We start from the raw sequence: 24078 nt of genomic DNA on the forward strand, positions 1-24078 counted from the left end.
GCGCTTTAGCAGCTCGCCCAACTGCGCATAAGGTTATGATACACACCAGTTAAGCGTTTTACTTCAGCATCATTACCACCGAGCTCCACAGTAAGAGCTTGAATTGATTGATCTAAATCGAACAACATACTGCGTTGGTCATTGCTGCGAACTAAACTTTCTACCCAGAAAAATGAGGCTGTTCTATGCCCTTTTGTCACAGGGTTAACTTGATGCAAACTGTTTGCCGGATACAAAATCACGCTCCCAGCATTGAGCTTGATTTGCTGCAAACCAAACTGCGTTTCTATACTCAATTCACCGCCATCATAGCTGCTTGGTTCAGATAGAAATAAAGTGGCGGAAAGATCGGTTCGTAACATTTGATGGCTATTGGGGATCGGCATCACCGAACTATCAACGTGCAGACCATAATGCTCACCGCCTTGATAGCGGTTGAACTTAGGAGGGTATATTTTATTAGGTAATGCTGATGACATAAAGAGCGCGTTCGCCGATAGCTTTCTAATCACTGCATTTCTTAGCTCTGTTGCTAAGGCACTTGAATCGTCAAGCTGTTGATTATATTTCACTTTTGACGCCTGACTGCCAGCCGTATGCTTGCCATCTATCCACTGGCCTTTGTCTAATGATTGGGTAAATGTAGCGACTTCTTGTTTAGATAATAAATCTTCAATAACGGTTAACATGCGTCTCTCTTTAAAGCCTAGATTAGTGAGTTTCTTGCTGATTATTCAGTTTAACAACCTTGCGCACGAGTGCGTTTTATGAAAATCAATAAATACAATCTAAGGTAATGTCGTCAATTGTTTCACAGCCTGTGAGTGCCATGGCTAACTCTAACTCTTGTTGTAACAAGGTTAAGCTATGGGCCACACCCAAGGCCCCTGCAACAGCTAGGCCATTTAGCACAGGTCTACCGATGAGCACACCATTAGCGCCAAGGGCAATAGCTTTAAAGATATCGGTACCACGGCGTATGCCACTGTCCAGCAGGATACTGAAATCATCCTGCACTGCATTTCGAATAGGGGGGAGCAAGTCAATGCTGGCTGCGAGTCCGTCTAATGTGCGTCCACCATGGTTCGATACCACAATGCCTGCGCAGCCGCTTTCGGCCGCTAATATCGCATCTTGCGGGTGACTGATGCCTTTGATCCATATGGGTAAACGTGTGTTTTCACGTAACCACTGAAGATCGTTCCAATCTGGTGCATCAGCCATTAAACCGTTAAGCAACACGCTTTGTCCCGGTGAAAGCGACTGGGTCTTAGAGGTTGGGTAATTCACTAAATTGGCTGCTACCACACTGGGGGGTAATGAAAAGCCAGCTCTTTGCTGACGATTTCTAAGTCCACTAACAGGTGCATCAACTGTGACCACTATGGCAGTATACCCCGCATTTTCTGCGCGTCTGACCAAATCTAGGGTATGTTCTGGATCTGGCTGCATGTACAACTGAAACCATTTTGGGGTTTGTTGAGCGCTGCCAATATCTTCAAGCGGAACAGAGGACAAGGTACTGGTCATCATGCCCATGTTCACCGCGTTAGCCGCTTCTACCGTGGCTCGCTCCCCTTCTGGATGCAACAAACTTTGATAAGCAAGAGGGGCAATCAACATGGGCCAATTGAAACGGTCTGAGCTGAGGGTGACTTCTGTTGTGCCTTTGGTAAATTTACGTAGCACACGCTTATTCATGCCGATAGCATCAAATGCACTGCGGTTGCGACTAAGGGTAATGTCATCCCCAGCTCCACCTGCAATGTACTCATAAATACCGTGAGGCATATAGTCTTTCGCTAAGCGTTCATAATCACTGATAGCAATCACATCTGCGGGGATTTGGCTTAGTTTAGGTAACACGTAATGATCTTTTTTCATGGCTAAATCTTAACGTAAATGAAAAAAGGGAGCACGTTGAAAACCAACCTACTCCCCTGATTACATCACGTAAATTGTAATAAAACGTTTTAACTAAATATTAAAACTCATACGTTAACGTTAGTTTCGCGTTGCGTGCTGCACCAATATAGGTAAATGCACCACTACGATATGCCGCAAGGTAATAGTCTTTATCCGTTACATTGGCAACGTTTAGACGCAAGTTGAGTTGCTCATTAAATGCATAGGTTGCAAATACATCGAATGACGTGTAGCTAGGCACTTTGTACGAGTAATCATTGATCTCAGTGTTAAAGCCCGCACCCGAGTCCGGTTGGCCCGCGTACATTTCACTTGAATAGGTCATGGTACCACCGAAAGAAAACGCATCGCTTGCTTGATAACGTAGCTGCCAAAATGCGCTGTTATCAGCAAAATTACTCAAGGTACGGCCGACGCTATCTGTATCAAATGATTCAAGTACTTCAGCATCCATGAAGGTCACACCAAACTGGGTGCTTAAGTCTTCTGTGATATTACCCACTACTGAAAACTCTGCACCTTTCACACGGTTTTTGCCTGTGTTTAGCGTACCGATACTGGCATAGTCATCGTCACCGATGCTTTCCATTACGTCGTCTTTGGTGATTTGGAAAATAGCCGCTGTTAGCAACAATTTGTCGTTAAATACGTTCCATTTCGTGCCCAATTCGAAGTTTTCGGTATCTTCTGGCTTGCTGTCTGTTACTTGTTGAGGGTCACCACAGATGCCGCCATAACCACAGTTGCCACCTAAGTCAGACTCGCCACCGTTGATGTTGCTTGATGTACTGTAGGTTAAGTAAACATTGGCGTCTTCGTTGATGTTATACACTACGCCAACATGACCATTCCAAAGCGTATCAGAATAATCGTATGCGGTATCTACACCACCACTGGTCACGACATTATCGTAATCGAAGCTATCAGCACGCACACCAGCGAAGACTGACCAGAATTCATTGATATCAACTGTATCCATAATTGACACAGACACCGTATCGATTGAGTAATCCGAGTCTTGTGCGCCTTTTTCAATGCTGCGCCCCATCACACTGTTGATGTTATCAATATAGTTACCACTTGCATCGATAAGACAGAAACCAGCAGAAGCACCGCCGCGACCAGATGTCACACAGTTGGTATCGCCGGTATTCGTCACATTGTAAACACCGTTATCAACGTCAAGAGCGCTGTATTCAGCACTGACCACAAAGTTATGCTTTAAGCCGCCAAGGTCACGGGTTAAATATACATTTAGCTGATCTGCGAAATAGTCTACTTCTTGCCAGCCTTGGTGCGTACTCAAGCTAACCGTTGCTGCCCCTGGTGCGTCGGGATCGCTCGCATCACGGTTGGTGCCACGGGCACCCGTGGTTACGTAACCGTTGTCGGTCGTACCGTAACGCATTAAGTTTTCAACACGGGTATTGCTGTCAATTTCATATTGAGCACGCAAGGTAAAGGTATTAATTTCTGACTCTAAAAAGTCTTGGCCGTCTTGGGTGTAAACCGGCAAATCGGCTACCGGCTTACCACCGCCAGCAACGATATACGTGCCTAAGTCAGGCGTATCTTCCGCTTTTAAGTAGTAATAATCCGCAGTAAGTTTTAACTTGTCAGTTGCTTTGTAATCAACAGAAAGGGCAAGACCATTACGCTCTTGATCTGCAGGGCCTCGGTCAGGAATTTCTTTATACGAATGCAAGATGTTCGCGCGCACTGCTAGATCATCATTGATGCGTTTGTTGCTATCAAGGGCAATACGGCGGTAATCATCTGTGCCTAAACCAGCTTCAAGTTTAGAGAAGTCATATTCAGTGCTCGCTTGCTTCGTAATACTGTTAACGGCACCACCTGTTGAACCACGACCTGCAAAGGTAGAGCTTGGTCCTTTAGTGATTTCAACTTGTTCAGTGGCAAAGCTTTCACGGGTTGTCATGCCAGGATCACGTAAGCCATCAACAAACACGTCACTGCGTGCTTCGTGACCGCGAATAATATAACGATCACCAAACGCATTACCGTTTTCACCTGTACCCAAGGTAATACCAGGCTGGGCCGCAAGAATGTCTTTTAAGTCAGTTCTACCAGATTCTTGAATTTGAGTTTGTGTAAGTACACTGATGGTTTGTGGGGTATCAGCTAACTCTTTCACATGGCGTGAGTCGCCTGAAACTTGCGCTTTATAAGGCGCTCCTGCTTGCGCATACGGGTTGGTATCAACCGTGCGCTCTTCAATTTGCATAGTGTCCAGTACAATGGGTTCGTCTTCTTGAGCCATAGCAAACGGGCTCATCAACATGCCGGGAACGCTTAATGCTAACAAGGTTTTATTGGTATTAACCTTGGGTGAGCGAAGGCTCAATGGCGCTATTTGACATGTATTTTTTCTACTCATTGGTAACTAATCCTTAAATGCTGAGTTGGTGATTAACGAATATTCGATGGGGATCACTAACGTGATCTTTTCTCGTTTGATTGAATCGGGTACAAGTGGCAAAGGGTTGGCCTTTTGCAACATATCTAGAGCAGCCCTATCGAGTTCAGCTGAACCTGAGCTTTCTTTGATGCTTGAGGCCAATACATAGCCATCGTGATCGATGGTGAATTGCAATTGCACCACACCTTCAATTTTTTGCTTTTTCAATTCTCTTGGGTAGGTCTTATATTTGCGCAAATGCGCCTGAAGCTCCGCGAAAAAGTCTTTTGCGTTGCCCGCGCGACCACCAGAGCGATTTGAACTCGCGCTGCCCGTGCCCCGAGTTGCGGCCTTTTGCGCCGCAGGTGCAAAAGCGTTGTCGTCAGGCTGAGTCTTTTTTGCTATATCATTGCTAGCCACAATGTTCTGCTGCTCAGCAGAGGTCTGGGTGGGTGTTGGCTTCTCAACTTCTGGCTCAGGTAACGATTCTTTGGGCGCTATCACTTTTTGTATCGCGTTTTGCGCTGATACTTGTTCAACGACGGGTACATCAATTGTTTCTGCAACCGGTGGCACCTTTTCAACAACAGGCGCTACTTTTGGTGCGACTTTCGGCTCTGGCTTGGGTTTTGACTTAGGTTCAGGTTTTGACTCAGGTTTTACAGGGGCGGCGACTGTTTCTTCTATCTGCTGTGACTCAACCAACTCTTGATCTTGATAGGCACCGAGCATTCCAAGCCCAACTTCGATACCGTCTTGGCCTTCGCCGATGGCTGTGCCTTTAACTTCTTTAGAGTTAATCGACAGTGCTGCAAACAAACCTGCGTGTAAGGCGCTAGCAACGGCAATGGCGATCAACCACTGGCGTTTATGCCCATTGGTATGAAAACTCGGTGAAAGCAAACCAGTGATGCCTTGTGATTGACTGGCTACGCCCTGTTGTTCACTATTTCGTTGTGTAGCAGCACGCATCAACTTGCCTCTGTCGTTAGGGTAAATAAGTTGATGGTGCTAAACCCTGAAGCGCGCAAAATATCTAGCACTTTGTCTAAGTCTTGATAGGCCACTTGCTTATCAGCTCGCACTGCGATATTTGCTGGGTGTTCCTGCAATAACTGGGTTAACGCGTCAGGTAACCCATCAAAATCGACCACTTCGTTATTCAGATGAATTTCATTATCTTTTGAAAGCTGCAAGGTGATGGGTTGAGCAAGCGCCGGTTTGCTCTGGCTGTTCTCTGGCAGGGTTAATCCTGCATCCTGAATTTGCTCTATTTTTCCTGCAATCATGAAGAAGATCAGCAGCAAAAAAACGATATTAATCAACGGAATTAAATTATCGTCGCTATTCGCTTTACGTCTTTTGACTTGTGCTTGATTGAATAAACTCATTGGTGCCCCGCGGCCGTATTTGCTTGAGAGCGAGACTTGCCTAATGTTACTTGAGTAAAACCCAAGGTCTTCATGCGCGACAAGGCATCAACAATCACCTGCACTTGGGTGTCAGGCGTTGGCTGCAACACAGTCGGCATGCTTATATCAAGATCACTCGTCAATGCACTGTCTGTTAAGGCCATGGTCTGCTCATTAGATAATTGGCCATCAAGTGCTAAACGAAGCAATTGAGGTTTGCTGTCAGACGCGGTACTCGCCGCCAAGCTTGACTGCATCTCTACTGCACTAAACTTGGTAAATGATGAGGTCAACATAAAGAACATCAGTAGAATGAACACCACATCGATTAATGCCGTGAGGCTAATACTTTGTTTGCGACGTTGTGGTAATACCAAGCCAGACATAGCGACTACTCTGCGCCTTGGTTTGGCGTGCTGGATGCCTTAGTGACACTTGCGGATTTACTGCTGGCTCCTTGGCGACTGCTGCTAGCACTGGCGTAAAGGGTGAAAACACGTTGTAAGTCATTTTGAATGGCTTGTGCTTCTACTTCTGCTTTACGTTCAAAGTAGCTATTGAGCATCGAAACTGGGATCGCCACGGCCAACCCCACAGCAGTCGTAAGCAAGGCTTGCCAGATCCCCCCCGAAAGCACCGCGGGGTTGACCTGAGCACCGGCAGACTCCATGGCTTTAAATGCTTCTATCATGCCGATAACCGTACCGAAAAGTCCCATAAGCGGCGCTAATGTGGCGATCACTTCTAATATACGTAAATAACTATTGAGTTGCGAGATGGCGAGTTGTGCTTGGCGATATACTTCATCTTTAATCTCATCGAGCGCCAACGATGATTTGTCAATGAGTTGCACGGTACTGCTAATAAGGGCGGCACGATAGTTGCGCTGACCATTTACTAACAGTAATGCTTGAGCGTGTTTACCTTGTTGTAAATAGCCGAAGGCTTGCTCAATCGCATCAGCGGGTGTTGGGCGCGTGCTATAAAACTGCCAAGCTTTAAAGGCACCTACACTAAGAGCCACCACGGATAGACTGATCAAAAGCCAGACCACTACCCCACCATTTACCAGTAAATCAACCACGCTAACACCTAACACTAATCCAAATGAGAATGATTATCACTTTATAGTTAATTACTATTCATGACAATACTTTATTGAACTAAAGTCGTAATTTAATGTCGATTTGCATTCTTTTGGGTTCAAAAACAAACAGAAAAAACGGTTGAAGTTGCTGACGCGCTATCAATAGTAAGCTTTGCGTCGCAATTCTTTAGATAAAATTAGAAGTCTTTAGGCAGAGTAAGAAGCACTAATACAAAAATCAGCCCCCACTATGTTAAGAAGGACAATATTAAGATGAACAAGATTGAGTCACCACAGCGGCCGTATAAGAACTCTTTGGCTGGTTAGCATCTTCTGTACTGGAATAATTCACGTAATGCCCGAGGTAAATACCCTTGCATCGATTGCGATAGGCGCTGTTCATGTTTCTGCCATAAAATGCCTAAATAAACAATGACTCCGCCTAAAAGGGTTAAAACGATTGGGAAAAACCAACTATCGTTAAACACATCGTACGCCAAATAGCCAAGGTAACCGCACACCCCGAAAGCCCCAAAAACCACGAGTACTCTTCGCACTAAGATAGCCCCTATCCCGATCATGAAAAGGTTTATGCAGAAATAGATGAATTTAGACAAATGATTTTCTGAGTGCTGCATTGATAAACCACACCAAAACGCTACGGTGCCGAATATGTATAACCAAAACGCGTAATCAACAGTATGGCGCGAACGTATATCAATCCAAAATGCCAACCCCAAAATAAACAGGCCTACACACATCGAAACTAACGCCCGTAGTTCGAATTCAGGGTAATCACCAGTTAACATCATCGCTAGATCCATAGACAAATACCAGAGCGTGAGTGCTATGGGCATAACCAAAAACGGATAACGATATATTCTTGCTAACACCGCTCCCACTGCTAATGTCGCTAATTCCATGTACAGCCAATGCCACTGAATATACCGATGATGTTCGCGATAATCATCATCAGAAGGCCAAACGCCTAACGCATGTTGCAAGCCAAAAACAGCCAGCGGCACCAAACACACCACTAAGGTGGCGCAAATTCCTGCAACGACAGATAACCCCTTGTTCGCCATGCTATTGGCAAGTGTGATCCCAGCGATGGCGTACAACAGACATAAACCAACAATACCCGCACCGCCAAAACGCTCCCAGCCTAATGTCATAAAAACGCTCAGAGAACCAATAGCCAGCAGTCACCTAAGTAGTAGAGAACATGGGTAAAATCGAACGTTACGCTTTTATCAGGCAGCGCTTTTGCGTCGAGTTCTTCGGAGATAAACTGGACTAAGCGTTGCGCTTGTTCTTCACTGACTATTCCTTGTGCTACCGCTTGCGTTAATTGCTGTCGACTGATTTGCATAGTATTTCCTTTGCTTTTTCGAGCCATACATAAGTGCCGGTATACCCAATCACATACTCGTATGTCTTTTCGTCGCTTTTTTAGTACTTACATCATCTAACAGTAGCAATAGCGAGCGATATGGTATCCCACTGTGATGACTCAATCCGATTTCGCAGGTGCGGCTGTTACTGTAGCCCGCTTTACAGTCAGCGGGAATTTGCGCCTGTAAATGACGCAGTGCGCTGCGATTAAGTTCGGGCATAAAAAAACCTTTATCGCCAGCAAAACCACAACACTCAATGCCATTAGGCTCTATTACGGTTTCGCTGCACGCATGAGCAAGGGTTTGTAAGTGCCCAGCAAGCCCCATTTTGCGACTACTGCAGGTAATATGTAGAGCAACAGGCTCCTGTTGACGAGTAATATCAAGATCACCGATCACGTGCTTCACCATAAACTCACTGGTTTCATAAATAGGTAAACCTTGCGTACTTTTAAGTGCATTTATTTGCTGTTTGCATGGGCTGGTGTCAAACACGATAGGAATTTTCCCCCCTTGGCTAATATCCTGCAATTGCTGGACTAACTCCTGACCTTTTTGTATCGCTAAATCAGGAAAGCCTTTACTACTAAAAGGCATACCGCAACACAGCTCGTCCAGCCTTTCTGGCAATATGAGTTGATAACCCGCCTTATTAAAAATTGAACGTGCAGCTTCAAAGGTAGAGCGCTGTTCACCGTCAGAAGGTGCTGGTCCCATATTTCGACTCGCACAACTGGCAAAATAAATGATTTGTTTGGAATTAACCGAGCCATCAATTTTGATAGCCTTACCTCTACTTGGCCACTGACTGTGCCATAAAGGCAGCTTTTTCGCCGACACTCGGTGCATTTCAACCCCAACTTTGTCCGCTTTGGCAGCGCCAAGTAATTTTGTTGCCGTACTTGATAACGCCAAACCAAGTCCAGCCCCTTTACTGACAAGAGAGAAATGTTCGGCACTGAACTTTGCTATCGTTTTACCGAATTTGGACTGGTTTTCGCTGCGTAATTGCCGAATTAGATCACCTGTATTGATCCCCACAGGACAACGCTGTGCGCATAAGCCGGTAGCCGCACAGGTATCTACCCCCATGTATTGAAAATCATGTTCTAATTGTTGAAGTTCCAGCTGTGCAGTATCCGTTGTGCTATTTGACGCACTTTGTGCACGGCGTAATTGCTTAATACGCCGCCAAATCGCGATACGTTGCCTTGGTGTGTAACTTAAATCCTGAGAGGGGCAAACAGCTTCACAAAAGCCACATTCAATACATTTATCGACTATTTCGTTTGCTTCAGGCATAAGCTTTAGATTTTTAATATGACTTTGCGGATCGTCATTTAAAATGACCCCAGGATTTAAAATACCAACTGGATCAATTATTTGTTTTATTTTACGCATTACTTCATAGGCATCGCTGCCCCACTCTAACGGTACAAAGGGTGCCATATTTCGACCTGTACCGTGCTCTGCTTTCAACGAACCGTTAAACTCTACCGCCACCAAATGCGCAACGGCTTGCATAAATTGATCATATCGCTCAATTTCGCGCTGCTCATCAAATCCCTGAGTAAACACAAAGTGTAAGTTTCCAGCCAATGCGTGACCAAAAATAATGCCCTCACTGTAGCCGAATTCATCGAATAATCGATGTAAGCCTTGGATCCCCTCGGCCATGTTCGCAATGGGAAAACACACATCTTCAATGATCACTGTGGTACCTGTTTCGCGCACGGCACCGACCGCAGGAAATGTACCTTTACGAATAGCCCAAAGTTGCTGATTCAATATTTTGTTGTCGCTTAGAGATATGGTGTGCAGCGCGCTGTCGTGACCAATGCAGCGTTCAATGCTACGTATATTTTGCTTAAGCGCGTCTTCACTATCAGCACTGGTTTCGATGAGCAACGCGGTGTAATTATCGTTGTCAGTACAAAACGAATCAGGTAATCCAGGCTGGCCTTTTACCGAATTAAGCGCGCGCTGATCCATTAATTCAACCGCATCAACATTTTGTAAACTTAAAGCAGTCACCAAACCACAGGCTTGCTCAGCAGTGGCGAATAGATATAAGCCACTGGCTTTGTACTCATGCTCAATCACTGTGTTGTAAGTAATATCAGCAATAAAGCCTAAGGTGCCTTCTGAGCCAATCATCAAATGCATTAAAATTTGCAACGGATCTTGGTAGTCAATCAAGGCATTTAGCGCATAACCACAGGTATTCTTCAGACGATATTTGTGCTCAATCCGTTCACGCAACGCTTGATTACGTTGACACGCCAATGCCAACGCTTCTAGCTCACTTAACAGCATTGCATGGGAACGGCAAAATGCCGCCACACTGCCCTCGTCGCTGGTATCGACCACACAACCATCGGCTAACACTATGGTCATATCCTGCACTGTGTAGTAGCTGTTATGAGCGACACCACAGCACATGCCAGAAGCATTGTTTGCTGCTATCCCACCAATCTTACAGCTGTTGATAGAAGCAGGATCTGGGCCTATTTTTCGACCGTAAGGGGCAAGAATTTTATTCGCTTGTGCCCCAATGATCCCTGGTTGTAATTTGACTTGCTGCCCATCATTCAACACTGCATATTTTCGCCAATCATCGGTCAATATGACTAAAACTGAGTCGGTCACACCTTGCCCAGACAAGCTGGTTCCTGCAGCACGAAACGTAACAGCCACTTGATATTTTTGACTCAGCTTTAAAATCGTTTGGAGTTGTTCAATGCAACTTAACTTGAGAACCAGTTGCGGAATAAGTTGATAAAAGCTGGCATCGACGGCTAACGCACGGCGACGACTGATGTCTTGAATAACAGCGGATGAGGGTAAAAAGTGGCTAACCTCATGTAAATAGTCGCTAGGTAAGCGGGTCATTTATTTGTCCTAATACACAATGAAAAGCTGAGACGGGAAATGCAACACCTTGTTTAATCGAAACAAAACGTTACTCTCTCAAAGAAGATGGCATAAAGAATCGCATCTTGCGCCCCTTGCATCAAGTCTTAGTGCACGTTGCGAGTTCCCCCTTTTACAAATCAGTATCTCTGTTGCTTAGCAAAGCGGAAAAACACAAAAACAGAATAAAAATGAAAGCTTTCACAATCAATTACAATAATAATCAATATCATGATTTTCGTATGCTAGCCGTCTTGCGGGCCCTTCGATGAGCGAAACCAGCCCTTTATTATTAACACTTGGTTAACACAAACCGCATTAGGAACAAATTAATACTATAAATCATACAGTTATAAGACTTCACCCTTTTTGTATAATTTCCAATAGCATAGCTAAATTCGCAACTTTGTTGCCGGTTGTTCAGCCACATTTACCTCGAAAACTAAGTTAACAATTGGTTTCATCACAGTTTATCGCCCAAATATGTAACTCATAACGTTTCATTACAAACAGACTTTCACACAAGTACTAAAAATGGTTAGAATATAGATACAGAGCCATTGCCGCTCTATCAGTTCCACCGCCACTATTAAATGAAGGGTTAGTTTATGAATGTACAAAAACTATTGGCTGATTTAGCCAAGATCGGTATCGACGATGTTAGCGAAATTTTACACAACCCCTCGTATGAAACGTTATTTGATGAAACAACAAACCCCGCTCTTGAAGGCTATGAGAGAGGTGTTGTCACTGAATTAGGTGCTGTTAACGTCAACACAGGGAAATTCACCGGGCGCTCACCAAAAGACAAATACATAGTGCGCGATGATGTCAGCAAAGATACGGTGTGGTGGTCTGATCAAGGCAAAAACGATAATAAGCCAATCACCCCTAAAGTATGGAGCGAACTCAAAGCGCTGGTCACTAAGCAACTTAATGGCAAACGTTTGTTTGTGGTAGACACTTACTGCGGCGCAAATGAAGATACACGTTTGAAGGTGCGCTTTATTACAGAAGTCGCTTGGCAAGCGCATTTCGTTAAAAACATGTTTATCCGCCCTACTGATGCAGAGCTAACCGATTACGAGCCTGACTTTGTGGTGATGAATGGCGCAAAAACAACCAATCCTAACTGGCAAGCCCAAGGTCTAAACTCAGAGAATTTTGTGGCGTTTAATTTAACCGAAAAAGTACAGCTTATCGGCGGCACTTGGTATGGCGGCGAGATGAAAAAAGGCATGTTCTCTATGATGAATTACCTACTCCCTTTGAAAAACATTGCCTCAATGCATTGCAGTGCCAATGTAGGTAAAGACGGTGATGTGGCTGTATTCTTTGGTTTGTCTGGCACAGGTAAAACTACCCTATCCACCGATCCGAATCGTGAGTTAATCGGTGATGATGAACACGGCTGGGATGACAACGGTGTGTTCAATTTCGAAGGTGGTTGTTACGCAAAGACTATTAATTTAAGCAAAGAAAACGAACCCGATATCTATCACGCAATTCGTCGTGATGCCCTACTTGAAAATGTGACGGTTGATGCTGATGGTAAAATCGATTTTGATGATAACAGCAAAACCGAAAACACCCGAGTGTCGTACCCGATTCATCACATTGACAACATTGTTAAGCCGGTATCCCGCGCTGGGCATGCGAATAAAGTCATTTTCTTAACTGCAGATGCATTTGGTGTACTGCCAGCCGTATCTAAGCTCACCCCCGAGCAAGCACAGTACTACTTCTTGTCTGGCTTTACCGCTAAATTAGCTGGCACAGAACGGGGAATAACCGAACCCACGCCGACTTTCTCAAGCTGCTTCGGAGCAGCATTTTTAAGCTTGCACCCCACTCAGTATGCCAAAGTGCTTAAAAATCGTATGCAAGATGCGGGGGCTCAAGCGTATTTGGTTAACACTGGTTGGAATGGCACAGGCAAGCGTATTTCGATTAAAGCAACAAGGGCCATTATTGATGCAATTTTAGATGGCTCTTTAGATGATGCGAAGACCACCGTCTTGCCCATTTTCAATTTAGAAATTCCACAACAATTAGGTGAATTGAACAGCGATATTCTTGACCCTCGTAAAACCTACAGCAACGAAAATCAATGGACTACAAAGGCCACTGATTTGGCGGGCTTATTTGTAGATAATTTCGATAAGTTCACTGATACCGACAATGGTAAGTCACTGGTTGCCGCAGGTCCTAGCTTATTTAGTCAAGCAAAAAGCGCCTAACGGCGCTCTACTCTGACTAGGTGTATCAACCCTAGCCAGCCTATTTAAAACAGGCGCACGAGTAGCGCCTGTTTTTCTGCTTTACAATGCAAATTGGTATCACTTCTAGCGTTTAAGAAAAATACCCTACCCAAATCGACAATATACCAGTAGGCTAATAATCCCAACGGTTTACGATAACCAATCAACGAGCCAGTTAATGAGGTGACATATGTCTTATATCGATGGTTTTGTAGTCGCAGTCCCCACCGCCAATAAAGAAGAGTACAAAGCATACGCCAAGTACTGCATTAATATTTTTAAGCAAGAATACGGGGCAATCTCCTGTACAGAGTGCTGGGGTAGCGATGTACCAGATGGCGAAGTCACGTCATTTCCAATGGCTGTACAGGCGAAAGCCGATGAAACTATCGTGTTTTCCTGGATAACATGGCCGTCAAAAGAAATCAGAGACCAAGGCATGCAAAAATGTATGGACGATCCCCGCTTTGACCCGGCGACCGCGCCAATGCCATTTGATGGAAAGCGTATGATTTACGGTGGTTTTGAAGTACTGGTAAACGAATAAGAAAAGCCCTAACTAACCCACTAGCAGGATCAATAAGGCCCATGTACAGCGCGTTGTTCAAAATTATATGACTTAGCCCGTTGTTTATACTTTTGAGGGGGATGCCCATTAACCAACGTTCGCTTTATCTCCCCGTTATGCTCATCTATTTCAGTCCAAGTTTCACCGAATTTACGACCTTTAAGGTAAAGGCAAAACTCTTTGGGTGGATTATATGGCTGTGGAAGTACAGTTGCGCACATACTATCTTTCGTTGTCCGCCATTTACCCTGACTCGTTTCACCTTGCACAGCAAGGTGGCTAAATGAGCCATCTGAATCAAAATAGATAATACTCTCTCCGGCATAATTCACGATCCTTAGAGAATTTCCCGAGACTAACTTATGGATTTCGTCGATATCGCTATCTGCAGCGTATGTATTGATACACACAAACATAGTGGCGAAGGTAAGCAGCGACAGTGTTGTGCAAAGCTTAAATTTACCAAGCTTTGAGCCTGTCATTAATTTAATGTACATTTTCATTCCTTGAATTGCTCACCGCGCAGTAACAACCGAGCGTAACACTGGGTGATAAAGTGAGCTAAGTCGCCCTGATTGCGCGTATTATTTGCCAATTGGCTGCCAAAAAGCGGTACAAGTGGTTTATGAATATGTTAAACACATTCCCAAACAGGCTAATACGAATTATCGCTAGCTTTACCTGAGCTAAATATGCCACGAAAAAGAGCAGTAAGTACTCCTGACATAGAGTCCTCTATTGCCTCATTTTTGTAGTCACGCTTTTTGCTATATACCGAGTTAGCTTCTTCTAGCTGCCTGCTTTTCGCATTCGAATTAGCACCATCGAAAAAGTCCTTCGCTACTTTGTCTGAAGTGCTAGCACATCCCGATGAAATCACTGAAGTTAATAAGATAGCTATTAATTTAATTCTCATTTAATGCTCTTTTCTAATGAGTGCACAGCCCAGATTTATGTGGGTACTATTTTCTATTTCACCACTTTAGGCGGTAAATAAATAGTAAATATTTCATTGGTTTAACCATTTCGCTAAAGGCAGATTCTAGGTTTGCAGGCCAAACCCCATCCACCCCTATATCCAACTTCGCATGACTTGGGCCGCACTGGATAAGTACCTAATCCACTATCGCGGCGATAATAAAAAGCATCTAAGGGCTAGGTTAAATACACAAGACCTGTTTGGTTTTGAATTGAGTGTATATTTATTCGAATACGTCAAACGCACGATCGAATAAAACCGGACCTGAATGACAGAGCGGCATCCATGAAAATCGAGGTTCAGCATATCGCTACGACTGCAAATTGGTGACTAAAAACCAACCATAGGGTCCATTTGCTGTTTATCTATTAACTAAATTTGGTCGTTTGGCTGACCTATAAAACCTTGATGGGCACTTATGCCCACCCTAGCTGTTGAAGGCTAATTGAATCATTCCATATCTTTGTCACATGGCTTATTAACCCACCTTCAAATTGCATGGCATAAACGTAGTCAGCCGCAATAACGTTACCAGTTGGCTCACCTGCGCCACTAGGACCAGTTTGAGTACCATGAAGTACACCAAAAGCCGTGACACAATTGCGCTTCTCGTCCGTTGAAAAGCTTTTCAATTCATAATGACCATCGGGAACCGCAGTTAAAAGCCACTGCATCCATGCTGTGTAACTTTCTACATCTCCTATATCAGACAAAGCGCCTGCCTGTGCAGAAAATGTAGCATTAGGATGGCAATATGCTTTGCACGCATCCCAGCCTTTTCCTGTTTCACAAGCATCAAAAAACAACTCGGCTGTCTGGGTAATATTACTCATCTTGTAAATTCCTTAAGTGAATCTAAACATTAGTACTGTGGTTGACGATATAAATTTTAAAAACAAACACGTCAAAATGATGCTCGGCGAATCTATGGTACTTAACTTGATATCAAGCGGATTGATCGCAATGACTCAAAGAAGAAACTGCATCAGCCATATTTCCCCACTCGTTTTTTAATAGGACCTTATGGTTTCAATAACCCTAACGGGCGCTATCGATATTTATTACGAGTCAACTGTTTTACCCGCGCGAATACATCGACACCCAATTGGCGGTATACGTGAAGCAAGTCTATCAACACCCAATTCTCACGGATCATGCCATTCTCGTTTCGCCAAAAATCTAAGCTGCGCATCGTAATGGGTTTATCGTTAGGTACAATACCAAGCCAGCCATCACCTGAAATCGTCATGCTCATACCCGGCCAACCGGTAAATCCAACATAGTTGTTCTCAGAAAACAAATGGCCATTTGCTGGGTCACCCACACGATTCGGCATACCGTTTAAAAATGCTTCTTGGTGTGTATTACGAAAACCTTGAATTCCGCGACCGGTACCTATTCCTGACGGGCCATACCAATTTGACTTAGCATGCCAATATTTGTCGAGGTTCATTGCTTTCACGCCGCCTTCGGCAAAATTTCCTAGACTATTTAGCATGTCTAACACAAGTTGATGACTTTGCGCCGTCAGTGGCATGTCTTGTTCAAAAAAGTGAATACCATCTTGAGTAGAGGGACCTGGTACATGCCACTCAGTGCCTAAGCTTGGGCTAAAGGGCCAGCATTTTGCCTGCATCATCACTTCAGGCAAATCCCAAATAGCCTGTACTTCGACAATTTTTTCCCCGTCGAAGCGATAAAACTCGTGAAAGCGCATGTGTATCTGGTCGCCAGTGGCTGGAATGTCTAACCAAGGTTTTGCCAAACGCCCCGTGTAGTAACCACAGCATCCGAGCCAACGAAGCTGTTTATCGTCTTCACCCACCATAACAATGGTGTCTCTACGCTCAAGATCGGGAACCGCGTCTAAAAGCGGCGCGTATACCGTATCAAGCATTTCTCGGTGACCGACCAGATCGTCAAAAGGCACACAAAACTTAATCGCTGCATCATGTGAAAAAAGATCATCACCTAGTGTTTTTAGCGCCTCTAAATCAAAATCGTACTGAGCTTGTCGAAAAGGTAAAAATTTCTTTTTTAGTTGAACATTTGTAAACGTAGACATCGCTATCCCTTCTAGTTTAAAACTCGGGGGCCTTTGCAGTATCGCCCCGACGGGTAACATACACTAATGCTGTATCATCGCCGTGTTGTGCGAAACTACGCGTTGCACCAATGGGCGTAGTAAATGTGTCGCCCTTGCCCAAAATTAGGGCTTCGCCATTAATGTGCATCTTGATACTGCCTTCTTGCACAAACACCACCTCTTCTTCTTGGCGTTTATGGCCAGCGATGAACGAGCCAGCCTTGAATTTCAGAGCACGAACACAAAAACCATGTGACCAGTTCAATTTCGTTTCGCCAAGCTTCTCATCAAGACTTGCAGGGCCGATGAGTGGCGCTTCTAACACATCAGTGCCTTTCGTGAGCGCGGTGTCATTGCTAAATGAGAAATCGCTGACACGTACTACACACTGTTCAAGGGTTTTATCATCGATTACCCGGTGCTGGGCAATCTGTTCAGCTGAAGTCTTCGGCATTGGCGCCACACCGTCAGGAATTTGCTGGCCTAACGTAGTGTCAACTAGGCCTCCATTTTCAAGCAGTACTAACCCGTAATCGCTTGCCATGTCGAAAACTTGTGGTGCCCAAAGTACGCGGCCTGGGTCATCCTGCCCTAATACGGCATATAGATACCCTGACCCTTCCCCCACATTTTCAAAGCCGCGAAATAAATCCATAGGGATCGATATGATATCGCCTTCTTCTAAACGCACTACAGCGTCGGAACCATCTACGCCTGTCGAAAAGTGCCAGCTGCCTTGCGATACAACAAAGACTTCTTCCGTTAAATGGCTGTGCTGTGAGTTCAAACACCCAGGAGGTTGTCGTGCTCCTCCTATGTTAAAACCGTGGGGAATAGCGATGTGAATGTGTTGATCTGGGTTTTCGGCTACCCCGGGGCCAATAATGGTAAAGTTTTCTTTTTGATCACTGCCCGGCGAGCGCGTATCAATAAACGCATTGCGACACGGGATTAATTCTTCATAGCGGACTAAACGTTCGGATAATACTGACACAGTGATACCTCGTATTTATTGGGCGGTCCAACCGCCATCGACTTTAAGACAACTACCCGTGGTAGTCATAGACAACTCACTAAGTAGAAATATGCACGCGTTAGCCACGTCTTCGACGCTACCTAGACGCTGCAGGGGAATATTGTTCATGACCATGTCGGCAAACGCCGGCTCTTTGAGCATGGGTTCGGTCATGGGTGTTTTGATGAATGTTGGCGCTACGCTATTTACGCGAATGTTATCAGGTGCCAATTCAACTGCCATTGCCTTGGTCAACCCTTCTATGGCGTGCTTACTTAAGCAATAAAGAGTACGCCCAGGTGAACCGACAAATCCCATTTGAGAAGACATGTGCACTATAGAAGGCGCAACACTGCTGAGCATGGGCGTGATAGCTGCTTGTGCAACCTTGTATGCCGAACGAACATTCAAATTCAAGATATCGTCAATATTTTCATCGCTTTGCTCCGCCATGGGGGCGACACGATTAGTTCCAGCATTATTAATGAGTCCGTGAAGTGACCCTAATGTGCGAATCTTTTCATATAGCGCTTCGTCTTGTACGTCAGCCACCCAGTAGCTTAGTCGCTGTGAACTCTCATTTTTCAAACTAATAAGGTCGGATTCGGTGCGCGCTACCGCTATCACAGTTGCACCGCACTTATCAGCGAGCAATGCACACGCTCTGCCAATACCCTTACCCGCACCTGTGATCAAAATGGTCTTGTCTTGTAATAAGTCATGAGAGAAAGCCATATATCACCTCAAAAATAATAATTGCATTCGAAGTCATTTTTATGTAATTCTCCGTAAAAATCAAGCTAAATATTTGTACGATTAATGTAACACCCCATTCACTAATGTAGAGGAATAAACCATGATCAAACATTTGAAAAAAGGCAAGCAAGAAGACGAAAAAGCAATTGATAATCAGAAGGTTAAAGTAATAGTAGAAAATATAATTAGCGATATTGAGACGCGCGGAGATGCCGCTGTATCAGAGTATTCTGGGCAATTCGACAAATGGACTCCGGAGTCTTTTAGATTAACTAAAGAAGAAATAGACGCGTGTTATGAACAACTTAGCGAACAAGAGATAAACGATATCAAATGGGCGCAGAAGCAAGTTCGCAATTTTGCCACCATTCAGCGTGAGTCAATGAAGGATGTGGAAGTTGAAACGCTTCCTGGTGTTGTACTGGGCCATAAGAATATTCCAGTAGACAGCGTAGGCTGCTATGTACCTGGTGGAAAATACCCGTTAGTTGCCTCAGCGCACATGAGTATTGTGACGGCGAAAGTGGCTGGGGTTAAACGCGTTGTGGCTGCTACTCCTCCATTTCAAGGTAAACCTTCTCCCGCAGTAATTGTCGCGATGGACTTAGCCGGGGCTGATGAGATCTATACCTTTGGTGGTGTACAAGCCATTGCTGCTATGGCGGTCGGGACCGATACCATTGAGCCAGTCAGTATGATTGTAGGGCCAGGTAATGCGTTTGTAGCAGAGGCCAAGCGCCAATTGTTCGGGCGCATTGGTATCGATTTATTTGCTGGGCCGACAGAAACGCTGGTTATTGCTGATGACAGTGTTGATGGCGAATTGTGCGCAGCAGATTTACTCGGTCAAGCTGAGCATGGCCTTAACTCTCCAGCGGTACTCCTAACGAATAGTGAGCAACTCGGAAAAGAGACCATGGCTGAAGTAGAGCGCCAACTAACAGTTTTGCCGACCGCTGATGTTGCCTCTGTGGCGTGGCGTGATTATGGCGAAGTTATTGTGTGCGACACCTACGACGAAATGTTACAAGTCGCAAACGATTTGGCATTTGAGCACGTTCAGATAATGACCAAAGACGTCCCCTACTTTCAGAAAAACATGCGCAACTTCGGTGCGTTGTTCTTAGGGCCTGAAACGAACGTTTCTTACGGTGATAAATGCATTGGAACAAATCATACTCTACCCACGAAGGGCGCAGGTCGCTATACTGGAGGTCTATGGGTTGGTAAGTTCTTGAAAACCTGTACATATCAGCGTGTTACAGAAGAAGCGTCAGTCATGGTTGGCGAATACTGCTCACGCTTATGTGCTATTGAAGGTTTTGCAGGTCATAAAGAACAGGCTGACATTCGGTTACGTCGTTATGGAAAAAAATAATTGAATAAAAAAAATAGGGTAACGTCGTATGACGTTGCCCATGCAGCAGGAGTTTCACAATCGGCAGTGTCGCGGGTGTACCGCCCAGGCGTTAGTGTGTCTAAAAAAACCCGAGAAAAGGTACTCAAAGCCGCTGAAGAGTTAGGTTATAAGCCCAATGCCATTGCACGCATGCTGATTAATCGAAGCACGGGTATGGTGGCCGTGATCATCTCTTCGCGAGCGAATGTGAACTTTCCCGAAGTGTTAGCACAGCTAAATAAGCACATTGCTGGTAAAAATAAGCGGGTACTTCTATTTACCCTCGATGATGCTGATCAGTTAGAAACGGTTATTGAGCAAATATTCGCTTACCAAGTCGATGGCGTAGTAGCGCTAACCGCGCACTTTGAGCCTGACAGTGTGACACAGTTCGCCAAGCACAATATCCCCGTTGTGTTATACAACCGCGAGCTTCCAGACCACAGCGTGAGCTCAGTGTGTTGTAACCACGACCAAGGACTTCGTATGTTGGTTGATATTTTGGTTAGCCATCACCACCAACACTTTTTAATCATGGCTGGGCCGAAGGATTCTGACGTCGCGCGCGCCCGATTAAGTGGTGCAAGAAATGCGTTACTGGCCCATGGTTTCACTGACACCACAGTAATTTACGGTGACTACAGCTATGACTCTGCCAGAGACAGTTTAAGTGCCTACGTACAAAACAACCCACTTCCTACTGCAATTATATGTTCCAACGACACAATGGCGATCGGTGCTATTGATGAAATTCGAGAAAATTTGGGCCTGCGGGTGCCAGAAGATATTTCAGTTGTTGGGTTTGATGGTATCAGTGCCTCGTCTTGGCACAGCTACCAGCTGACTACCGTTAGTCAGCCAACCTATTTTATGACAAAAGCAGCAGTAGAAACCTTAATTAACCTGATTGAGACACCCGAGGTACCGCCAGAAACACGCTATTGGCCGGGTAAGCTCATAGAAGGTAATTCGGTTGCCGCCGCCCCAAGAGACAATGACTAACTTATTATTTTTACCCGGAACCCTTTGTAACAGTGCCGTTTTTTCGAACCAAATTACGACCCTGACTAATGCTGGTCATCGCTGTATTACCTTAGAATATGGCGAACACGACAACCTAAACCATGTGGCTGAGCACGCCCTTAGTCTTTTTGCAGCCCACGAGCAGTTTAGCATCTGTGCCTTTTCCATGGGAGGCATGGTCGCATTTGAGCTTTTAACTCGCTGCCCTGAGCGAATTGACAGAATAGCGCTATTAGACAGCAACGCACACGCCGATAAACCCCAAGGCCGAACAGTAAGAAACGAGCACCTGAACTATGCTGTTGAGCATGGCTTAGATAGGTTAATACACGACTATTTCAGCTCCGTTTACTTAAGCTCACCCAATGATGAAATCATGGGTTTGATAGCGAAAATGGCTAAAGATACTGGCATTGCGCGCTACAAAGCGCAGTTAGAGATACTTGCCACAAGACCGGACGCGAGTGAGTTGTTAGCCAATTGCAGTCACCGTATGTTGATTATGGGAGGCTGTGACGACGTGCTTTGCCCACCGACAGAGCAACAACGAATGCATCAGTTAGCAGCAAACAGTGAGTTGGTATTAATTAAACACGCAGGCCATTTTGCTCCGCTTGAACAAAGCGATAAAGTAAATCTACACCTATATAACTTTTTTGGAGGCGCCGCCCATGCTTAAGCAGCAGCTTAAAAATAAACAAAGCCTGTTAGGCACCTTCATAAAAACCCCTCACTACAATGTAGTTGAAGTGCTTGCCCATACGGCTATGGACACATTGTGTTTAGATGCAGAGCACGCTCCTTTCTCTCGACATGACTTAGACACCTGCATCCTTGCTGCACGGGCAGGTAAAATGCCAGTGTTAGTAAGAACGCCAAACGACGCGCCAGAGACGCTTCTTAATGTGTTAGACATGGGTGCGGATGGCGTTGTTGTGCCTCATGTTAAAACCGCCGAGCAATTAAACGCGATTGTAAAGCATTGTCACTATGGCGCTGGCGGCAGAGGCTATGCGGGATCAAGCCGATTTGCAGGCTATACAACCAAGCCCCTAGGTAAAAATTTAGAAGCCAGTAAAAACGTTTCTATCGTGGCACAGCTTGAAGATTTAGACGCTATTGAAAATATCGAAGAAATTGCACAAGTTGAAGGTGTTGATTGTTTGTTTATCGGGCGAATGGATTTAACCGTAGCGCTTGGCGAAACCAGTGCTGATGCCTTAGCGGTTAAGCAAGCCGTCGAGCATTTAGTTGAAGTAAGTCACAAAGCCGGGAAAGCCACAGGCATGTTCGTGGGCAATTTAAATGAATTGGCCTATTGGAAAGAAAAAGGCGTGTCTTTGTTTTTACTGAGTTCAGATCATGGTTTTATGTTAAGTGGTGCAAAAGCACTGCGCGAGACCTTTGATAAAGCGTAAGTACTTGAATTTATGCTGATGATGCAAGTGTTAAAAGGATACCCTTTATATAGGTCGCTTTTATCATAGAAATTGCAGGCCCTTAATAACTAGGCTCCTTAGCCTGATATTTACGAAAAATATTAAAGCGTAAAGAAGAACGGTAAAAATCCCAGGGGATTGAATGTGTGCTTGTTATGGGTGTAAATCGGCGTAAAGGAGGTCATTAATTTAACTCTTACCCGTTTTATTGTAATAGTTTTCATAGTTATCAATATAGCTTTCCCAGACAGGGCGTACTCCTATTGTTTCTCTGAATGTATCTAGAAATTTATTGACCAGTGGTGTCGGACTTCTGTGTGGGTAAACCGCATAAAGCGCACCAAATGATTCTGGCAATGCATAATTTGTTAGTAAAGGCACCAAATCAAATTTCTTAATATTGTCACCCAACATATAGAGTGCGAGTACGCCAAAACCTTGCCCAGACTTTACCGAGTCAAGAACAAGTTCTTGTTCATTGACTCTATATCTTCCTTTAAATTCCCACAGTTTGAATTCACCACTTTTAGGGTCTTTTCCGATAGGAATTTTATTGACGACAAGTCCTCCACTAGAGAAAAAAACCGCGGGTAACTTAATCAAGTCTTCAGGCGTTTCAGGCATACCATGTCGTTCAATGAATGATTTAGAAGCTAAAATAGCAATGTGATTGTCAGCTATCTTTCTGGCAACTAAATTTGAATCTTGCATATCTCCAATTCGAAAAGCTATGTCATACCTGTCTTCGATGACATTCAATACTTTGTTACTGAGATCGAGTTGAACATCAGTATCTGGGTATCTTTGCATAAATATTTTTATTGCTTTTTGTACATACAACTTACCAAATAATGTCGGACAGGTTATTCGCAGTAACCCTTTCGGTTTTTCATGAAACGACTCAACAATACGGTGCGTATCAGAAATCGTTTGCCTAACGGACTCCGCTTGCTTCAATACTTCTTTTCCTGCCTCAGTGAGCGACAGCGAACGGGTGGAGCGGTTAAGCAAACGAGTGCCTAGCTCGCTCTCTAGCATTTTAATTTGCTTTGATAATGAAGATCTATCCATGAGCCTTAACTCAGCGGCCTTGGTATATGACCCTTGACGGACAACATCCAAAAATAGATCAAGCCTAGTTGCAATATCCATAAACCCCCTTACTCCACCATTATTGTAGTTATTCCTGACAACATAATATTTTCTTGAATTATCTGAAGAATGATACAAGCCATATATTATAAGCCACATGAGCACTTGACGTTATCATTGAAGGTTTATTGCTGCAATGATTGCGGCAAATATATCCACAATCATGGGGTAAAACACATGATTATCTATTAACGGAGAACACGCATAATTCTAGCCATCAACAATGATTCACAGCGGAGTAATCGG

Annotated in this window: 21 protein-coding genes and 1 pseudogene; 6 read left to right on the forward strand and 16 right to left on the reverse strand. The window is 44.6% G+C overall.

Annotated features, from left to right (window positions below):
- Window positions 1-5 precede the first annotated feature (5 nt).
- From FX988_RS03395 to FX988_RS03435, 9 genes and pseudogenes are all read right to left on the reverse strand, one after another.
- On the reverse strand, window positions 6-689 hold the full coding sequence (locus tag FX988_RS03395) for a Fe2+-dependent dioxygenase (RefSeq protein WP_160178346.1): 684 nt from the start codon (window positions 687-689) through the stop codon (window positions 6-8).
- A gap of 85 nt (window positions 690-774) precedes the next feature.
- Window positions 775-1884 (reverse strand): alpha-hydroxy acid oxidase, encoded by a 1110-nt coding sequence (locus FX988_RS03400; RefSeq protein ID WP_160178347.1) that lies wholly within the window; start codon window positions 1882-1884, stop codon window positions 775-777.
- A gap of 100 nt (window positions 1885-1984) precedes the next feature.
- Complete coding sequence (locus tag FX988_RS03405; protein ID WP_160178348.1) at window positions 1985-4324, reverse strand: TonB-dependent receptor; 2340 nt, start codon at window positions 4322-4324, stop codon at window positions 1985-1987.
- Between the two features lie 6 nt (window positions 4325-4330).
- A complete protein-coding gene (locus tag FX988_RS03410; protein ID WP_160178349.1) occupies window positions 4331-5317 on the reverse strand; it encodes an energy transducer TonB in 987 nt (328 codons plus the stop codon).
- Entirely contained in the window at window positions 5317-5736 is a 420-nt protein-coding gene (locus tag FX988_RS03415; protein WP_160178350.1) for an ExbD/TolR family protein, read from the reverse strand. Before FX988_RS03415 ends, FX988_RS03410 begins: the two co-directional genes overlap by 1 nt.
- Window positions 5733-6143 (reverse strand): ExbD/TolR family protein, encoded by a 411-nt coding sequence (locus tag FX988_RS03420; RefSeq protein ID WP_160178351.1) that lies wholly within the window; start codon window positions 6141-6143, stop codon window positions 5733-5735. The genes FX988_RS03415 and FX988_RS03420 overlap by 4 nt, the downstream gene beginning before the upstream one ends.
- 5 nt (window positions 6144-6148) lie before the next feature.
- Entirely contained in the window at window positions 6149-6841 is a 693-nt protein-coding gene (locus tag FX988_RS03425) for a MotA/TolQ/ExbB proton channel family protein (protein WP_160178352.1), read from the reverse strand.
- Between the two features lie 326 nt (window positions 6842-7167).
- Window positions 7168-8216, reverse strand: a pseudogene (locus FX988_RS03430) (DUF2157 domain-containing protein).
- Window positions 8217-8265: 49 nt separating this feature from the next.
- Complete coding sequence (locus FX988_RS03435; protein ID WP_160178353.1) at window positions 8266-11133, reverse strand: FAD-binding and (Fe-S)-binding domain-containing protein; 2868 nt, start codon at window positions 11131-11133, stop codon at window positions 8266-8268.
- A 629-nt stretch (window positions 11134-11762) separates the two neighbouring features.
- Between FX988_RS03435 and pckA the strand changes: the two genes are divergently transcribed.
- Window positions 11763-13394, forward strand: coding sequence for a phosphoenolpyruvate carboxykinase (ATP) (gene pckA, locus FX988_RS03440; RefSeq protein ID WP_160178354.1), 1632 nt, complete (start codon window positions 11763-11765; stop codon window positions 13392-13394).
- Between the two features lie 211 nt (window positions 13395-13605).
- On the forward strand, window positions 13606-13962 hold the full coding sequence (locus FX988_RS03445) for a DUF1428 domain-containing protein (RefSeq protein ID WP_160178355.1): 357 nt from the start codon (window positions 13606-13608) through the stop codon (window positions 13960-13962).
- A gap of 29 nt (window positions 13963-13991) precedes the next feature.
- Here FX988_RS03445 and FX988_RS03450 read toward each other — a convergent pair whose 3' ends face one another.
- The 6 genes from FX988_RS03450 to FX988_RS03475 form a co-directional block, all read right to left on the reverse strand.
- Window positions 13992-14480 (reverse strand): hypothetical protein, encoded by a 489-nt coding sequence (locus tag FX988_RS03450; RefSeq protein ID WP_160178356.1) that lies wholly within the window; start codon window positions 14478-14480, stop codon window positions 13992-13994.
- A 158-nt stretch (window positions 14481-14638) separates the two neighbouring features.
- The gene (locus tag FX988_RS03455; RefSeq protein WP_008306036.1) at window positions 14639-14899 is read right to left on the reverse strand and encodes a hypothetical protein; all 261 of its coding nucleotides are present in this window, start codon (window positions 14897-14899) and stop codon (window positions 14639-14641) included.
- A 479-nt stretch (window positions 14900-15378) separates the two neighbouring features.
- Entirely contained in the window at window positions 15379-15795 is a 417-nt protein-coding gene (locus FX988_RS03460; protein WP_160178357.1) for an ester cyclase, read from the reverse strand.
- Window positions 15796-16010: 215 nt separating this feature from the next.
- Window positions 16011-17027, reverse strand: a complete 1017-nt coding sequence (locus FX988_RS03465) for an ester cyclase (protein WP_160178358.1) — start codon at window positions 17025-17027, stop codon at window positions 16011-16013.
- Window positions 17028-17043: 16 nt separating this feature from the next.
- Window positions 17044-18042, reverse strand: a complete 999-nt coding sequence (locus FX988_RS03470) for a cupin domain-containing protein (RefSeq protein ID WP_160178359.1) — start codon at window positions 18040-18042, stop codon at window positions 17044-17046.
- 15 nt (window positions 18043-18057) lie between these two features.
- Entirely contained in the window at window positions 18058-18798 is a 741-nt protein-coding gene (locus tag FX988_RS03475; protein WP_160178360.1) for an SDR family NAD(P)-dependent oxidoreductase, read from the reverse strand.
- 121 nt (window positions 18799-18919) lie between these two features.
- On the opposite strand from FX988_RS03475, the gene hisD reads away from it, so the two are divergent.
- Genes hisD through FX988_RS03495 form a run of 4 tightly spaced genes read left to right on the forward strand, consistent with a single transcriptional unit; the run spans window position 18920 to window position 22659 of the window.
- Complete coding sequence (gene hisD, locus FX988_RS03480) at window positions 18920-20197, forward strand: histidinol dehydrogenase (protein WP_160178361.1); 1278 nt, start codon at window positions 18920-18922, stop codon at window positions 20195-20197.
- Window positions 20198-21220 (forward strand): LacI family DNA-binding transcriptional regulator, encoded by a 1023-nt coding sequence (locus FX988_RS03485; protein WP_160178362.1) that lies wholly within the window; start codon window positions 20198-20200, stop codon window positions 21218-21220.
- Entirely contained in the window at window positions 21213-21920 is a 708-nt protein-coding gene (locus FX988_RS03490; RefSeq protein WP_160178363.1) for an alpha/beta fold hydrolase, read from the forward strand. Before FX988_RS03485 ends, FX988_RS03490 begins: the two co-directional genes overlap by 8 nt.
- Entirely contained in the window at window positions 21913-22659 is a 747-nt protein-coding gene (locus FX988_RS03495; RefSeq protein WP_160178364.1) for an HpcH/HpaI aldolase family protein, read from the forward strand. Before FX988_RS03490 ends, FX988_RS03495 begins: the two co-directional genes overlap by 8 nt.
- Window positions 22660-22869: 210 nt before the next feature.
- Here the strand turns inward: FX988_RS03495 and FX988_RS03500 are convergent, their stop codons facing one another.
- Window positions 22870-23832 (reverse strand): LysR family transcriptional regulator, encoded by a 963-nt coding sequence (locus FX988_RS03500; protein ID WP_160178365.1) that lies wholly within the window; start codon window positions 23830-23832, stop codon window positions 22870-22872.
- Between the last annotated feature and the right edge of the window lie 246 nt (window positions 23833-24078).

Source organism: Paraglaciecola mesophila, from assembly GCF_009906955.1.
Taxonomy (GTDB): domain Bacteria; phylum Pseudomonadota; class Gammaproteobacteria; order Enterobacterales; family Alteromonadaceae; genus Paraglaciecola; species Paraglaciecola mesophila_A.

Bases quoted from the DNA above. Each gene is read 5' to 3' on its own strand.
- FX988_RS03405 (WP_160178348.1), bottom strand. From the start codon at position 4,324: ATGAGTAGAAAAAATACATGTCAAATAGCGCCATTGAGCCTTCGCTCA.
- FX988_RS03500 (WP_160178365.1), bottom strand. From the start codon at position 23,832: ATGGATATTGCAACTAGGCTTGATCTATTTTTGGATGTTGTCCGTCAA.
- FX988_RS03395 (WP_160178346.1), bottom strand. From the start codon at position 689: ATGTTAACCGTTATTGAAGATTTATTATCTAAACAAGAAGTCGCTACA.
- FX988_RS03445 (WP_160178355.1), top strand. From the start codon at position 13,606: ATGTCTTATATCGATGGTTTTGTAGTCGCAGTCCCCACCGCCAATAAA.
- FX988_RS03455 (WP_008306036.1), bottom strand. From the start codon at position 14,899: ATGAGAATTAAATTAATAGCTATCTTATTAACTTCAGTGATTTCATCG.
- FX988_RS03420 (WP_160178351.1), bottom strand. From the start codon at position 6,143: ATGTCTGGCTTGGTATTACCACAACGTCGCAAACAAAGTATTAGCCTC.
- FX988_RS03400 (WP_160178347.1), bottom strand. From the start codon at position 1,884: ATGAAAAAAGATCATTACGTGTTACCTAAACTAAGCCAAATCCCCGCA.
- FX988_RS03490 (WP_160178363.1), top strand. From the start codon at position 21,213: ATGACTAACTTATTATTTTTACCCGGAACCCTTTGTAACAGTGCCGTT.
- hisD (WP_160178361.1), top strand. From the start codon at position 18,920: ATGATCAAACATTTGAAAAAAGGCAAGCAAGAAGACGAAAAAGCAATT.
- FX988_RS03475 (WP_160178360.1), bottom strand. From the start codon at position 18,798: ATGGCTTTCTCTCATGACTTATTACAAGACAAGACCATTTTGATCACA.
- FX988_RS03410 (WP_160178349.1), bottom strand. From the start codon at position 5,317: ATGCGTGCTGCTACACAACGAAATAGTGAACAACAGGGCGTAGCCAGT.
- FX988_RS03435 (WP_160178353.1), bottom strand. From the start codon at position 11,133: ATGACCCGCTTACCTAGCGACTATTTACATGAGGTTAGCCACTTTTTA.
- FX988_RS03450 (WP_160178356.1), bottom strand. From the start codon at position 14,480: ATGTACATTAAATTAATGACAGGCTCAAAGCTTGGTAAATTTAAGCTT.
- FX988_RS03415 (WP_160178350.1), bottom strand. From the start codon at position 5,736: ATGAGTTTATTCAATCAAGCACAAGTCAAAAGACGTAAAGCGAATAGC.
- pckA (WP_160178354.1), top strand. From the start codon at position 11,763: ATGAATGTACAAAAACTATTGGCTGATTTAGCCAAGATCGGTATCGAC.
- FX988_RS03465 (WP_160178358.1), bottom strand. From the start codon at position 17,027: ATGTCTACGTTTACAAATGTTCAACTAAAAAAGAAATTTTTACCTTTT.
- FX988_RS03495 (WP_160178364.1), top strand. From the start codon at position 21,913: ATGCTTAAGCAGCAGCTTAAAAATAAACAAAGCCTGTTAGGCACCTTC.
- FX988_RS03460 (WP_160178357.1), bottom strand. From the start codon at position 15,795: ATGAGTAATATTACCCAGACAGCCGAGTTGTTTTTTGATGCTTGTGAA.